Origin of the sequence: Vibrio sp. 10N.261.55.F4 (genome assembly GCF_041470465.1) — a bacterium.
Classification (GTDB): domain Bacteria; phylum Pseudomonadota; class Gammaproteobacteria; order Enterobacterales; family Vibrionaceae; genus Vibrio; species Vibrio crassostreae_C.
Genome location: NZ_JBFRMM010000019.1, coordinates 1 through 14,585, shown reverse-complemented (window position 1 = coordinate 14,585; position 14,585 = coordinate 1). Strand labels below are relative to the sequence as shown.

At 41.9% G+C, this 14,585-nt stretch carries 15 protein-coding genes; 9 read left to right on the top strand and 6 right to left on the bottom strand.

Going from position 1 to position 14,585, the window contains the following annotated elements:
- Nucleotides 1–97: 97 nt before the first annotated feature.
- Entirely contained in the window at nt 98–1,291 is a 1,194-nt protein-coding gene (locus AB4249_RS10105) for a multidrug effflux MFS transporter (protein WP_372102969.1), read from the bottom strand.
- 270 nt (nt 1,292–1,561) lie between these two features.
- Here AB4249_RS10105 and AB4249_RS10100 point away from each other — a divergent pair, with 270 nt between their 5' ends.
- The 4 genes from AB4249_RS10100 (at nt 1,562) to AB4249_RS10085 (ending at nt 4,608) form a co-directional block, all read left to right on the top strand.
- Nucleotides 1,562–2,647: a PQQ-dependent sugar dehydrogenase gene (locus tag AB4249_RS10100; RefSeq protein ID WP_017070532.1), complete on the top strand. Its 1,086-nt coding sequence runs from the start codon at nt 1,562–1,564 to the stop codon at nt 2,645–2,647.
- Nucleotides 2,648–3,095: 448 nt separating this feature from the next.
- Nucleotides 3,096–3,305, top strand: a complete 210-nt coding sequence (locus tag AB4249_RS10095) for a cold-shock protein (RefSeq protein ID WP_010430417.1) — start codon at nt 3,096–3,098, stop codon at nt 3,303–3,305.
- A gap of 117 nt (nt 3,306–3,422) precedes the next feature.
- A complete protein-coding gene (locus AB4249_RS10090) occupies nt 3,423–3,962 on the top strand; it encodes a YaeQ family protein (RefSeq protein WP_017061727.1) in 540 nt (179 codons plus the stop codon).
- Nucleotides 3,955–4,608 carry a hypothetical protein gene (locus AB4249_RS10085; RefSeq protein WP_240492681.1) on the top strand — a complete coding sequence of 218 codons (654 nt, stop codon included), beginning with the start codon at nt 3,955–3,957 and terminating at the stop codon, nt 4,606–4,608. The genes AB4249_RS10090 and AB4249_RS10085 overlap by 8 nt, the downstream gene beginning before the upstream one ends.
- Nucleotides 4,609–4,869: 261 nt before the next feature.
- On the opposite strand, the gene folE is transcribed toward AB4249_RS10085, so the two are convergent.
- Nucleotides 4,870–5,523 carry a GTP cyclohydrolase I FolE gene (gene folE, locus AB4249_RS10080; RefSeq protein WP_017061725.1) on the bottom strand — a complete coding sequence of 218 codons (654 nt, stop codon included), beginning with the start codon at nt 5,521–5,523 and terminating at the stop codon, nt 4,870–4,872.
- Between the two features lie 216 nt (nt 5,524–5,739).
- Here folE and moeA point away from each other — a divergent pair, with 216 nt between their 5' ends.
- Both moeA and moeB read left to right on the top strand, forming a co-directional pair.
- Entirely contained in the window at nt 5,740–6,975 is a 1,236-nt protein-coding gene (gene moeA, locus AB4249_RS10075) for a molybdopterin molybdotransferase MoeA (protein WP_372102966.1), read from the top strand.
- A gap of 12 nt (nt 6,976–6,987) precedes the next feature.
- Nucleotides 6,988–7,740, top strand: a complete 753-nt coding sequence (moeB, locus tag AB4249_RS10070) for a molybdopterin-synthase adenylyltransferase MoeB (protein WP_065583719.1) — start codon at nt 6,988–6,990, stop codon at nt 7,738–7,740.
- A gap of 54 nt (nt 7,741–7,794) precedes the next feature.
- Here moeB and AB4249_RS10065 read toward each other — a convergent pair whose 3' ends face one another.
- The 4 genes from AB4249_RS10065 to AB4249_RS10050 form a co-directional block, all read right to left on the bottom strand.
- Complete coding sequence (locus tag AB4249_RS10065) at nt 7,795–8,997, bottom strand: EAL domain-containing protein (RefSeq protein ID WP_017061722.1); 1,203 nt, start codon at nt 8,995–8,997, stop codon at nt 7,795–7,797.
- Nucleotides 8,990–9,850 (bottom strand): helix-turn-helix transcriptional regulator, encoded by an 861-nt coding sequence (locus tag AB4249_RS10060; RefSeq protein ID WP_102333684.1) that lies wholly within the window; start codon nt 9,848–9,850, stop codon nt 8,990–8,992. The genes AB4249_RS10065 and AB4249_RS10060 overlap by 8 nt, the downstream gene beginning before the upstream one ends.
- 258 nt (nt 9,851–10,108) lie before the next feature.
- Nucleotides 10,109–12,433 (bottom strand): ATP-binding protein, encoded by a 2,325-nt coding sequence (locus AB4249_RS10055; protein ID WP_102428215.1) that lies wholly within the window; start codon nt 12,431–12,433, stop codon nt 10,109–10,111.
- 10 nt (nt 12,434–12,443) lie between these two features.
- Nucleotides 12,444–12,752 carry an Hpt domain-containing protein gene (locus AB4249_RS10050; RefSeq protein WP_017061719.1) on the bottom strand — a complete coding sequence of 103 codons (309 nt, stop codon included), beginning with the start codon at nt 12,750–12,752 and terminating at the stop codon, nt 12,444–12,446.
- Between the two features lie 192 nt (nt 12,753–12,944).
- Here AB4249_RS10050 and AB4249_RS10045 point away from each other — a divergent pair, with 192 nt between their 5' ends.
- The 3 genes from AB4249_RS10045 to AB4249_RS10035 all read left to right on the top strand — a co-directional run bounded on the left by AB4249_RS10045 (nt 12,945) and on the right by AB4249_RS10035 (nt 14,548).
- Nucleotides 12,945–13,538 carry a TfoX/Sxy family DNA transformation protein gene (locus tag AB4249_RS10045; RefSeq protein ID WP_065583723.1) on the top strand — a complete coding sequence of 198 codons (594 nt, stop codon included), beginning with the start codon at nt 12,945–12,947 and terminating at the stop codon, nt 13,536–13,538.
- Nucleotides 13,539–13,876: 338 nt separating this feature from the next.
- Nucleotides 13,877–14,116, top strand: coding sequence for a hypothetical protein (locus tag AB4249_RS10040; protein ID WP_017061717.1), 240 nt, complete (start codon nt 13,877–13,879; stop codon nt 14,114–14,116).
- Nucleotides 14,117–14,233: 117 nt separating this feature from the next.
- Nucleotides 14,234–14,548 (top strand): helix-turn-helix domain-containing protein, encoded by a 315-nt coding sequence (locus AB4249_RS10035; protein ID WP_017061716.1) that lies wholly within the window; start codon nt 14,234–14,236, stop codon nt 14,546–14,548.
- The last annotated feature ends 37 nt before the right edge of the window (nt 14,549–14,585 follow it).

Here is a 14,585-nt window from a genome sequence, read left to right as displayed (position 1 = left end):
TAAGCTCTAAGCTCTAAGCATAATAAAGGCCATTGAAATCATAAACTTCAATGGCCTTTTCGTTTTTCACTCACTAGCTAGCTAAATAATTAAATAACTAGCTAAGCTGGGACTCTCTCGCTTCTTGACTACTGAAACCACGTAAAATATTAAACAGGGTAATCAGTGTGAACAACATGATGACAAGCGATAGATGCCACGCTTCTCCTAGTCCTAACTGAACCAGCCCCATGCTCACCATTGAAGACACCACCATCTGCCCTCCGCCAGACATCGCAGCAGCCGCGCCAGCGTTCTTCTTATAAGGCAACATCACCAACGCCTGAGCACAAGGTAACGCTATACCATTGCCAAGAATCATCAAGAACTGGCCAAGCATTAAATAAAGTGGCTCAAGTGGACAAAAGAAAAGCCACAACGCCGCAGCCACATGTAATACAGGTGTGCATAACAGAGTTTTCTTGTTGCCCAGCATAGGGCGAATACGGTTACATAAGCTTGTTCCGCCGAGCATGCCTAATGCAGGAATCACCGCCCACATCGCGTATTCATCTGACGTCATGCCAATCTGATTTTGCATGATAAATGGCATCACTGATACGGTGGTGATCATCAAGCTAAAGTTAAGCCAGCCAATACTCGCAAAGCTCATAAAATAACGAGAAGTGAGTAGCTCTTTGTATTGAGAAATCATTTTCTTCGGTGAAGGGATAGCCGAAACCTTAGTGACGGTTTCCTTAAACTTGAACGCCAATACCACCCAAGCCAATGAGACATAGCCAAGTAGTGAGATAAACACCATACTCCAGCCAAAGTGGAAGTTAATAAACCCACCGATAACAGGCGCGATCAAAGGTGTTATAGAGGCAACCATCGCAATATAAGACATAGCCCAAGGCAAGTCTGCGCCGTTGAATCTATCGCGCGTCGAGGCACGAGCAAGTACAGCGCAACAGCCGGTTCCTAGGCCTTGTAGAAATCGCCCCATCACCATATTGGTAAACGAGTGGCTGAAGAAAATGATCATCAATAGTCCCAGCATGGCGATTAATAATCCGCTCAGCAGCACTTTCTTGCGCCCAAGAGCATCGGAAATAGGGCCATAAATAAACTGGGAAGGCCCAAAACCTAATAGGTACACGCTTACCAATAGCTGGGCTTGCTCTAGTGATACATCGAAGTCTTTGGCGATCCAAGGTAGTGATGGAAACACCAGTCCCATACTGAGCTGACCGATACTGATGACCAAGCACGCAAGTAAGATCGATTTAAAATCAAATCCACGACTCATCGTTTAATAGGTCCGTTCGAAGAAAAATCGTGCGTATCTAACTCACAACATAAAAACTGAGAAAATAGCGAAAATGCTGCTGGTGAGTTGTTCATAATGCTCCGACAGGATCAAATAGAGAAAGGCAGAGTAAACATACGTGAGCTTGTATAATCATACAATAGGCGTTCAACTAAATATGTGAATAGTCACTTTTCAGCAACCTCGGCTTTCCGCCTATCGGCCACAAGCGCTAGACTAACACTAGATGCTCATAATCAAGGGACTTCAATGAACACTCATCACCGTATTTTTTCATGTGCTTTGGCGCTGCTTGCCTCAGGTCCTGTAACGTCAGCCTTTGCTTGGCAGGCAGAGAAGATCACCGACGGACTCGTGATCCCTTGGGGGCTGGCTTATGTCAACGATAAGTCCATGTTAGTCACAGAAAAATCAGGCGTCATTAAACATGTCGATTTAAAAACAGGCGATCAAAACACACTGTTCAGGCTGCCCAATGTATGGGCGAAAGGCCAAGGTGGATTATTGGATATCGCACTCTCCCCTTTTGAAAACGGAAAGTTCTACGTCACTTACAGTAAAGACGTCGATAGTGAAGGCGTAACGACACTGGCTTCTGCTAATTACAGCAATAATGAAGTCACCAATTGGACAGATGTGTTTGTATCTAAATCTAGAACGGACACCGGACGTCACTTTGGTAGCCGTATCACCTTTGATGATAGCCACCTGTATTTTTCAATCGGCGACCGTGGTGATCGAGACAACGGCCAAGACACCATGACTCACGCCGGATCAATATTACGACTGAATGCCGATGGAAGCACACCAAGCGATAACCCATTCACGGATAACAACAAAGTGCTCAATGAAATTTGGAGCTTTGGCCATCGTAATCCACAAGGTCTGTATTACGATTTCCCGACTCAAAAGCTTTGGTCGATTGAACACGGCCCTCGCGGTGGTGATGAAATTAACCTAATAAAAGCGGGTGCCAACTATGGGTGGCCTGTCACCTCACACGGAAAAGAGTATTGGGGCCCTATCAGCGTTGGCGAATCGGAAACCAAAGATGGTATTGAAGCGCCAAAAAAAGTCTATGTTCCTTCAATCGCTCCGGGGAGCTTGATTGTTTACCAAGGCGATAAGTACCCAGAGCTGAAAGGCAAACTGCTGGCTGGCGCACTAAAACTTACTCACATCAATATTGTGACAGTCAATGAACAAGGTGAGGCAATCGAGGAAGAACGCATTTTAGAGGACTTGGGCGAAAGGATAAGAGACATCGAAACTTCACCAAACGGAGACATCTTCTTCAGCACTGATAATGGCAACCTGTACCGCTTGAAAAAGTAGCCGAGACCTCGTTCAAGTAAAGGCACTTACCTTACAACGACATTTATAAATATAAGCCGTTAAAAGTGGGCTCAACGCCCAGTTAGCGGCTTTAAATTTGCGAAAATGAATGCGCTAAAACAGTGCATTTACTCCAAATTCGTCATCAATTTCGACCACCTTTTTCACAAAAACTACAACAAATCACCATACAACTGTAACTCCATGATATTTAAGGAATGCAAAGTTTGACTACCCCCAAGTTTCTGCAACCTTTCCCTATGTATTCGATTGACTATCCCCTGATTTGATTTAGACTCGTTCCCGGCTAGAAAGAAAGTTCTTTGTATATAAACATTTCGTTGGATTACTAGTAACCCCGTTGTGTTGTACGCAATAGCAATAAACTTTTCCGCGCTATCAGTGCCACAATTGGCTCAAAATAAAAATTTAATTTTAGGATATCATCATGTCTAACACAGTTACTGGTACAGTAAAATGGTTCAACGAAACTAAAGGCTTCGGCTTCATTCAACAAGAAAACGGCCCAGACGTATTCGCACACTTCTCTGCTATCACTGGCGACGGTTTCAAAACTCTTGCTGAAGGCCAAAAAGTTGAGTTCGTAGTATCTCAAGGTCAAAAAGGCCCACAAGCTGACAGCATCAAAGTACTTTAATTTAGTATTTTAAAGCTTTCTAAAAATAGCCAGCCTCTGCTGGCTATTTTTTTACCCGCTATTCAGAGATTTAAGGTAATATTCCCCTTCACTATTTCTACCTAAGACACCCTCTCAATGGCTCTTAAACCGACAATCTACAAGTTTCGTATCTCTTTAACCGATATGAATCGCGACTATTACGACTCTTTCAATCTAACGGTTGCACAACACCCTTCTGAAACAGAACAGCGAATGATGGCGAGAATCATGGCTTTCTGTATCAATGCATCTCCTGAACTTGAGTTCACTAAAGGATTGTCTAGCATTGAAGAACCCGATTTATGGCAGAAGTCGTTAGACGATCAAATCCTAGAATGGGTCGATGTGGGCGAACCCGATCCAGAGCGTGTTAAGAAGGCAACTCGCCTATCTAAATCAGTACGCGTATTCAGCTTCAACACTAAATCAAACGTTTGGTGGGAGCAGAACAAAGGTAAATTCGGCTACCTAAAAGCTCAGATCGTTCGTCTAGACAACGATGGTATTGAGCAGCTAGCGGCGATGACACAACGTACGATGGATCTTTCAGTCATGCTGACGGGTAACTCTGCTTTCATTAACAGCGATACTCAATCGGCAGAAGTAACGTGGGAAGAGCTACAGAGTAATGACTGAGCGTCCAACCCCGAATAATTCGCAAACAGCAGCTAGCCAGCTAGAAGAAGCCAAGCAACAAGCCGACGCGCAGCAAGAAATCAAAGCTAAACAACAAGCTAGAACCAAGCTTCACCAGTGTTTAAAAGAAGCAGGTTTAGGTTCAGTCAAAGCGCTCTCGACAGGCTACGAGAAAGAGCTGTCGTCATTTATTGATGAAAACCACGCTTTGTTTAAACACGCTTGCGAGAACAAGCCGGAGAACTCTGCACGTCAGACGTTGCTTGGCTTGCTAACCAAGGAACATATCGATGCAAGCTATCGCTTTGAAAGCAATAAAGAAGCGAATGAGGCGATGCAAAATGTATTCGATAATACAGTGGGAACTGAGCACAGCGACAAGTTTCAAAACTCTAACGCTCAACAGTTAAAACTAGTCACGCATTTGTGGTTGTTCATTCAAGGACGACTAGGAATGGATTACAGCCTAGCCAATGATCACGCAGCTGTAGCCGCTACGCTACTGTCTCGTATATCGAGAAGCAGTGATGATGAGATTCGCGTAGAGTTCATGGCGAGTTTTTACGATGGTTTGAGCATCTATCAAGCCGAGAACAAGCCATCCGGTATTGTTCACCACTTAAAGCGTTTGTTTAACCTTTCTTAAGCACTCCACCAGCGACTGATTCTAGTTACGCTCTATATGCTTTCAACAAACGTTAAGATATAGAGCGTGCTTTTTCTGCTTGGCCGCAACAGATTCCCTATTACGTTCATTCTTCACTTTAGGGAATAACAGCATTCTCAGCCATTACAGTTGACTTCATTACAGGCGTAAAAAAGCCCCGCATAAAGCGAGGCTTAGAATATATTTCAATGAACATCAATTTACAGAGGCTAAATTGAATTCATCTAATAATGCAGTGAATCAACGCAGGCCGTGTAAGAACTCGTGGCGCGTTGCTGGGTTTGATCTGAAGATACCGCCTAGAGCTGTTGTTGTCGTTTCGCTGGTTGCATCCATTACACCGCGAGATTTCACGCAGTAGTGAACCGCATCCATGGTGACAGCAACGTCATCAGTTTCGAGTAGCGTTTGCAGTGCAACAAGGATCTGCTGCGTCATACGCTCTTGAACTTGTGGGCGCTGAGCAAAGAATCGAACAATACGGTTAATCTTTGAAAGACCAATGATTTTTCCACGCGGGATATAAGCGACCGCAGTCTTACCATCAATCGTCACTAAGTGGTGCTCACAAGTACTGGTCACGGTAATGTCTTTTACTCGTACCATCTCACGAACGCCCATCTTGTTTTCGATTACCGTAATTTTAGGGAAATTGGCGTAATCCAAACCAGAGAAAATTTCATCCACGTACATTTTAGCAATACGTTGCGGTGTTTCTTCCAGACTATCGTCCGTAAGATCAAGTTCAAGGAGAGTGAGAATCTCACGCATATGGTGTTCGATTCGTTCCTTTTTCTCTTCTCGGCTAACCTGGTTTGGACTCATTGGTGTCTCTAAACCACGGCTTGCTAGCGCATCTTTAACCAACTTCGCTGATTCGCTAAGACCTGACATTGAACTTCCTCTTTTATTACCCCTTCTGGATGGCAAACAAGGATACTCGGAATTTTGAATAAATACACCCATATTTTAAGGGAGGTCATTATTTACGGGGCTTAAACTGTGCTAGAGTGGCTAGAATTTCGTTGGCGAACCATCATGATTTGATAACTATTGAATCCCTATTGCCAACCGCCAAATCAAAATAATAACGATCAAAGGATTTCAATTATGGGCTGTTGCGACGCTCCGGGCTTGATGCCAATTGAAGAAGCACTAGATAAGCTGCTATCGCCAATTCAACCTATTCGAACGACCTTATCACTGCCATTGGCAGAAGCATTGGGTTACGTACTTGCTGAAGATATTCTATCCCCTATTTTCGTACCTCCTTTTAATAACTCAGCAATGGACGGCTATGCACTGCGCTTAGCAGACCTAGAGAACGGTAAAGTGCTGCCTTTAGCGGGCAAGTCCTTTGCAGGTCAACCATTTGAAGGTGAATGGCCTGCAAACACCTGTATTCGCATTATGACTGGCGCAAAGATCCCGGAAGGTTGTGACGCCGTAATCATGCAAGAAAACACGGCTGAAACTGACGCTGGCATTGAGATTCAACAAGACGACATCAAGCTAAACAATAACATTCGCCCTACTGGTGACGACATCAAACAAGGCGATATCGTTCTTAGCCGTGGCGAACGTTTAACACCTCGTGACATTCCAATGATTGCTTCGCTCGGTGTGAGCCATGTAACTGTGGTACACAAGCCTAAAGTCGCTTTCTTCTCTACTGGCGATGAGCTCAAGCCATTAGGCCAACCGCTTGAAGACGGTCAGATCTACGACAGCAACCGCTACGGCATTAAACCGCTGATTGAAGCGTTTGGTTGTGAAGCGATTGACCTAGGTATTATTCCTGATTGCCCTGCAACGCTTAAAGAAACCTTTGTAAAAGCACAAGAACTGGCAGACGTAGTTGTCACCTCTGGTGGCGTAAGTGTCGGCGAAGCTGATTACACCAAAGACATTCTTGAAGAGCTTGGCGAAATCGGCTTTTGGAAACTAGCAATCAAACCAGGTAAACCATTCGCATTTGGTGAGCTAGACAACGCTTGGTTCTGTGGCCTACCGGGTAACCCAGTGTCTGCAATGATGACCATGTACGTGTTAGTTCAACCTATGCTGGCTAAACTTGCCGGTCACACTGCGTGGACAGCACCAGAATCGATTCCTGCGATCACTAAATCTGCATTCAAAAAAGGCCCAGGCCGTACTGATTATCAACGTGGTATTTACTCGATTGAAAACGGTAAGTTTGTAGTAGAAACAACAGGTAACCAAAGCTCTGGCGCTTTCCGCTCAATGAGCTTAGCAAACTGCTTTGTGGTACTAGAGCGCGAACGTGGCCGTGTTGAAGTCGGTGAAACGGTTCAGATTCAACTGTTTAACTCCACGCTTTACTAACGAGGCTTGCTGATGGAAATACTGTCTGACGCAGAGATGCTTCGCTATAACCGCCAGATCATTCTCAAGCAGTTTGATTTTGAGGGTCAAGAAGCGCTGAAACAGAGCTCGATTTTGGTGTTAGGTGCGGGTGGTTTAGGCTGTGCCTCTGCTCAATACCTTGCGACTGCGGGTATTGGTAAGCTAATGCTGATCGACGACGATGTTGTCGAGCTTTCAAACTTGCAACGACAAGTGCTTCACACCGATGCTGATATTGGTAAGAAGAAAGTCGTTTCAGCCGCTGAATCATTACAGGTGTTAAACCCACACCTTAGAGTTGAAACGGTCGACCACAGACTTGATGACGAGGCACTAGCAAAGCTCATTGAAGCGCATTCGTTAGTACTTGATGCCAGCGACAACGTTGAAACGCGCAATCAACTTAACCGTTTGTGTTACGCCTCAAAAACGCCACTTGTATCGGGCGCTGCGATTCGCATGGAAGGTCAGATTAGTGTCTTCACTTATCAAGATGCTGACGCACCCTGTTACCAGTGTTTAAGCGCTCTATTTGGCAACGCTGCTCTAAGCTGTGTTGAAGCCGGTGTGATGGCACCTGTTGTTGGCATGGTAGGCGCGGCTCAGGCTTTGGAAGCTATCAAGGTTATTGCCAAGTTTGGACAACCAAAGCAAGGCAAACTTTTGATTCTCGATGCCATGTCTCACAGCTGGCGTGAAATGAATTTAATAAAGATGCCTAATTGTTCGGTGTGTGGTAAGTAATAAAAAGAGCCAAAGCCCATTGAGTTGGCTTTGGCTCGTTACCCTAATACGTTGTTAATGATTAGAAGTATATTCAGAAGCGACGTAATCTAGCTCCTTTTGCTCTGCGAGCATCTCAACTACAATTTCAGGTAGTGATGGAACCCCATGAAGAAAACCTTGTTGGTTAAAGCCGCCTAGAGCTTCCAGAAATGCACAGGTGTCTTTATTTTCAACACCCTCATAGATAATACGTGCGTTTTTTACCGAAACGAGCTTCTTAACTTCATCGATTTTTTGCATGTAATCAATGTTATGGCAAAGTCCCCATGTAATGGTTTTATCTATTTTTATCTCACTAATAGGCAGTTTGACAATACGTTCAATATTCGATGCTTCCATCCCAAAGTCATCTATAGAGATCTCAAAACCATTCAACCTTAGCCGTAAAATATTTGCCAACAATTCTTTTTCAATATTGCCTGAAAGCCCCTTTTCAGTCAGCTCTACAACGATAGTATGCTCAATACCTTGCTTATAGATCTCGAGTAGATTATCGACAACAGATTCATCAGTCAGTAAATTAGGATCGATATTAATTGAGAACCTCAACGATTTATCAAGTTCACTGAAGTGGAGATGATAGTCCTGAATGAATTTATTTATCACGATATTGGTAAAAACCTTTTGCTTTCCTAGCTCTTCAATTACTGGCAAAAAATAGCTCGGTGGAAGTAAGGTCCCGTTTTCATCAGACCATCGTGACAACACTTCAAACCCCGAAATAACATTTATATCCGAAACAACTTGCGGCTGATAAACCAGATTGATGGGAAAATCGTCATCGATGATTGTTGCACGGTTACCAAAGCCAAGCTCGCTTTTGGTTATGGTTTCAACTTCAAGTGCTTTATCAACCAACTCACTTATTTGGTTAGCCCAAATAGGCTTTTCTAGTGAAGCGACAACATTTAACTCATAGAGCTTTCCAAGCATACTCACCGAGCTAACAATGGATTTATCCAAACCTGAAATAATGATTATTTTAGACTCAACATTTTGTTGCGACATCATACTCAAGAGTTCAAATCCATCGCCATTGGGCATCATGATGTCCATAATCACCAAATCAAATGATGCGTTTTGCATTTTGCTCATTGCATCGAACGCATTTTCTGCAAACTGTACAGATGTTTTTTTATTAGATAAAGAGACCGCATTTTTAATGACCTCTCTCGATAGTTCAACATCGTCAACAATCAATACTGTGTTATTCATTCTCTTCACCTTTATAGTTTGCAATAATATCCATCCAAGTGCGTTGTGATTTCATTTTCTTTGAATCCAAGTTCATGACCTTCATTGATCTATCGTTACTTCTTACACTTCGATACTCGCAGCCCAATGAAAAAAACAGATCAAAAATCCTTTTGCTTTTCAGTAGTATATAAAGCTCTTTATCTGGATTTAAGCTTTGTAGATACTTGTACGCCTCTCTGCCCATTGTGTCTGTAAATGACGAATAATGAGTGCAGTTAAAAGTAACAACTAAATGTGCTCTATCTTCTTTAGATACTAAGACTTGCTCCAAAAAATCTGCTGCAAGATTATAGTTAGCACTTAATAAGTGTCCGATTAATTGCCCATTAACCGTGACGAGCGTTAACTCTCCAGAATATTGATTTATTATTTTTTCAATAATTACCTTTCTACTCAGATCTAAATCTTCTAAATTACTGAGCATAACGTTATCCTCATATTCAAAGATGACATCAATTAACTTGGTAATCTTCCCAAGAAGGAATGAATTATTTGAGTTAATCACCGTAACTTCTGTTTGGACGTGCATGTTCATATCAATATAACCGTTATTATTAAATTTATTCGTTAACCCTGTGAGAACTGTTTGTGAGTCGTTTGCCTCCCAAACATCAAATATGTTGACTCCAATAAGGTCCAGTAACTCGTTTTGACGTTTTAAGTGGGGAGTTGTTACTCCTCTTTCCCAACGGCTTAGTGTCACAACGTCCAGGTTGTTAAAGTTAGAGTTACTTCTTTGAATCGCATCAACAAAATTAGTTTGAGACAAACCATTATTAACACGAAACGTACGTATAATATTTCCAAACATAGCTTTATTTTCTTATTCGTTATTGTGATTTAGCTTATTTTTAATTAAATACGAACAAAAGCTAAGGGCAAGCTGTGATTGAATAATTTGAAAATGCCCAGCTACTCTCAACACTTATTGGATGATAGTTATTTTCATAACAGTTTGGGCATTATCTTGATGACAATGCCCATAACTCTCAGAAAAACAGATGAAAATAATACATGAAGATCCGAAGATGGCTTACCCTCAGGTTATAGGTAGGAGTATTTAACTAAGTTAGCAAGTACCACCTGATAAAGCGCAATGAAGCTTTAGCTTTAGATCGCTCGGGTTGAGCGGTTTGGTTAGATAACACGAAAAGTATTGGTCCATTCGAGCCTCTTCTTGAATGGTAGCTCGTGCCGTAACGGCAATTATAGGTAACGATGGCTTACGCTTTCCCAACTCAGAAGCAAGCTCAATGCCATCCATAACCGGCATTGAAATATCCGTCAGTACAACATCAAAGTCATGTTCAGAAGCGAGTGCTAAAGCCTCCAAACCATCATTCGCGGTCATGCATTCACAACCTAGCTCGTTTAAGTGGAACTCTAGAATTTCTCGGTTGAACTCAACATCATCAACGATCAAGGCTTTTTTACTTGTGCAGTCTAAGCGCTCTCTAACGTTATATACCTGTTCAGCAACACCGTTAGAACACTCAAGAACATTCATAATTTCTTGAGCTGGGAGTGAGATAACAAAAGTACTACCGGTGCCGAGCACACTCTCAACACGCAACGAACCCTTCATTAACTCTACGATGGTTTTAGTTATCGCCAAGCCCAAGCCAAAACCAAACTGTTGGTCTTCTTGATTAACCTGTTCAAAGCCGTTAAACACCGCATCCAATTTATCTTGGGGAATACCGACTCCAGTATCGCTTACGGAGATATTGAATGCTCTATCGTCGGTTGAAACTTCTATTGTCACCCCTCCCTTGTTTGTAAACTTCAATGCGTTCGAAACTATATTATTGATTGCTTGCTTAATACGAAGCTCATCAATCATCAATGTTGTCGAAGCATCGACATTGCATATAATATCAAGCGACAATTGTTTAGACTCGCTAAGCGGAAAAAACGTATTTTCAATTTCGCGCATCAAACTCATTACTGACAGGCATTTAGGGTTTAATGAATAGCTTGCTGCTTTTACTCTTTCAAAATCCAATAGGTCATTCACAATGCCTAAAATAGTATTGCTCGCACTCGAAATACCGTTCAGCTGATGGCGATATTCGTCAAAGTTTTTGCTATGGCTTAGCATATGTGTATAACCAATAATCGCGTTCAGTGGCGTGCGAACCTCATGGGACACATTTGAAAGCAGCACCGATTTCTGTTTATTGGCCTCACTCGCCTCTTGCGCTGCTATCTCGTACAGCTTCGTTCGCTCTTCAACTTCATATTCAAGCCCTTCAATCAAATTTTGAATCTGGATCCCAGCCTCAGAATAAGCCTTTGAAAGCTGTTCAATTTCGTCTCCATTACTATAAACAGTATGTCTGGATTTATTAAAATCACGCTGCTTTAGATATTTAGCTTGTGCGATCAATTTAGAAATAGGTATCAGCATCTTATTCACCGCGATTGAGTTAATAGCTAAAAACAGACCAAGCAAAAGGATATAAGCAAAGAACAGGCGTTTGATCAACGAGTTATCACCAGATAAAACCAGCTCTTTGGTGGTCGCATAACTGGAACGAATCACATGCTCTGGCGTGACTAAAATCAACCTCCAACCGGTTTGACGGTTCTGAACAAAAGTGACATTGAAAACACCTTTTTCGCCACTTACCACAAAACTACCCAAGTAATGTGACATGATATGGCTTCCGACACTCTTTTGAATTTGTTCATCAAAAACACTTTCAGACATCAATTGGTCGACATTCTGTTGTAGATTCGACGCGATAAGCTTGCCGCTGTCGTCTACTAAGAAATAACGGTATTGGAATTCATCGATCATATTTTCAAAAGTCAGTGAACGAGAAAAATACTCTAAATCTAAATCAAATTTGAGTAACGCGTTATCCCAGTGCTCTGGACGGATATAAATGGCAAACTTAGTGACGTGCCCCACTTTAACTTCTTTCCCTATATAGAAATTCTTGTAGTGGATCATGCGACTAAAATCGACAGAAATAGAGCGGCTTACAATACCATTTTCGGTGATAGAGACTTCTTGGTTGCGTTCAGTGTCAATAAAAAGCACCTTTTTGATAAAAGGCTTACGCTCTGTGTTGATATAAGCCAGTTGTTTATTACGAAGTGCCTCGTTTTTCGATTCATTAACAAAATCATGAGCAAAATCAATCGCTACATGCTGCACTTCCTCAGTGATCAGCTCGACCTCTTTATCAAGGGTTACACTTTGAGCTTTCACAAAGGTAAGTAGAAGCTTTTTGTTATTTCCCGTAATGCTCTCCTTTATCTCTTCAAATTGGTTTTGTGAAGAAACCTGAACGATTTCGATAGCGGAGTACGTAAGCAACACCACAAATAGAACCAGTATTGTTGCGTTGGTGAAAATGATTTTATTTTTAAAAGACACGTTCATATCCTCCAACTTAAGCGTCAAAAAGTTGAATCATGGCGTTAGACACATCCATCAAAATCTTTTTTCCGGCACTTTCATTGATTACCGCGTCGTAGTGCTCCAATTTAAGACAAATTCTTGCAACCTCTGTAGCCCCGCAAGATAACGCAATGCCTTTCACTTTATGGGCGAGCGCTCGATTGGACTCACCTCCTTGAAGAATATCATCATTAACCTTGTGCAAACTTCTAATAGCAATCTGACGAAATCGAACGCCAATATCCGATTGAAAGTTACAACCCGTCGCCATTAAAAATACATTTGTGTCGATGCTATACATACCAATTTCTCCCGCCTTCGTGACCCCCCTTAATTTTGACCGTCTGTTACAAAACTGATATGGCAGATCGAGAATTTAAATAACCGGAATGCCCAATGGCATTGTCTGTTTTTTAACTTGGCTTATGCCATATTCACTGCTGGCTACATTTGGACAATAGATCACACTTTTTATGATTATCGAGTGAAAATAATGGCTCAACTTTTCAGACATACTTTTAGACGCTTGGAACAATTAGGTCGAGTGTCTATAAAACAAATATTTGGCGTAACGGCCTTCTATGTAGATCACGTTTTGCTCGTTCTACATAAAAGTGGGGAGCTGTACCTCAGAGGAACACCGGCACAAAAAGGCTACTTTATTAACAAGGGCTACCCCAAGGTGAATGCGAGCGTACTTGGAGTAAGTCAGAATGCGGATTATTACAAGTTGCCAGCAAACCCTTGGAGCAAGTATTCTTTGACTCTATGTGAAGCAGAAATCGCACTAGAGCAAATAAAGAGATCACGAAGCAGTTATATTTCTGCTCCCGAAAGGCTCAAAGACTTACCCAACATGCGATTCTCAACTGAGCAACTTCTTGAGAAAGCGGGTATAAACTCCATTGAGAAACTCAAAAACCTGGGCACGATTGGTGCTGTAGAGGCTATCCAACAGCATACCCACCATAAACCAACCATCGAGTTAGTTTGGTCGTTAGAGGGTGCAATCCAGGGTATACACCGTTCACAACTGCCGACGAACCTAAAAAATGCATTGCGCACCCAAGCTCAAAGTTATTGTTAGCCTATATTGTTTTAACGAAGCTTAGATTCTTGTTAAATCCAAATGCGGTCAATTTGATGCCGTGGCTATTCCTAGCTACGGCTCATTAGGCTAACCCGCTGTCCTTAAGTGATTTCACTCAAGTTTAACGTCTTTAAATTAGCCTCCCCTTTCATTTGATCGCCCACTCCGTTTTAATTTTCACTGCCAGCCTTTATTTTGGTTTCCTACTATTCCCTCTGCTACAAATTACCATTCAAGTTTTAATGCAACTGAATTTATAACTATTTATTTTACAACCTGCCCTATCGCTACCAAACTAGGCATATCAACACAACACTAATAAAAGGTGCCTAAATATGCGTTCATTAATCTTTATTTCAACAGCAGTATTAGCAACTCTTATCTCTTTTCAGTCGGCGGCCGCAAATGTCACTGTGCGTTGGACAGGGAAAGTACCGACTTCTGACTGCGCTTCAAACCCTATTAGCAATCAAGTCGCGTTCAACTCACAAAGCGAACGTTGTAAGGTTGAACTTAAACAAACTGAAATAACTAATACAAAAACAGCAAATAAAATGGTTTCGTTTGATGTGTAATATGAAAGGAAAACCCATTAAGTAGGCATAATAGCCAGATTAATATTCAACCTGACCTTGCATGTAATCGCAGCAAATAAATAATACGGGTATGATAATTAAACTGGCTGTTTGTTTATGCACTTAATCTTACATAAAGGGTCGCTAAGAATTTCGCTAGCCGACCACCCAACGATAAAACCCATCCAGCTCACACTCAGTGAATTTTTAGTTCTAAAAGAGTTACTCACTCATCAAGGGGAGCATTTAACCAAACACCATCTACTAAAAATGGGATGGCCCAATTCATTCGTCTGTGACAATGCATTGAATATGGTGATCATGTCTTTAAGAAAGAAGCTTCTTAGGCTCGGTGGATGGATAGAAATCAATACCATTTACAAGATAGGTTATAGTTTAAATAAAACTGACAAAATATGTGTTTTGCAGTGAATTTAAACACTCCCGTCGCTTTGTTTCCTAATTGGAT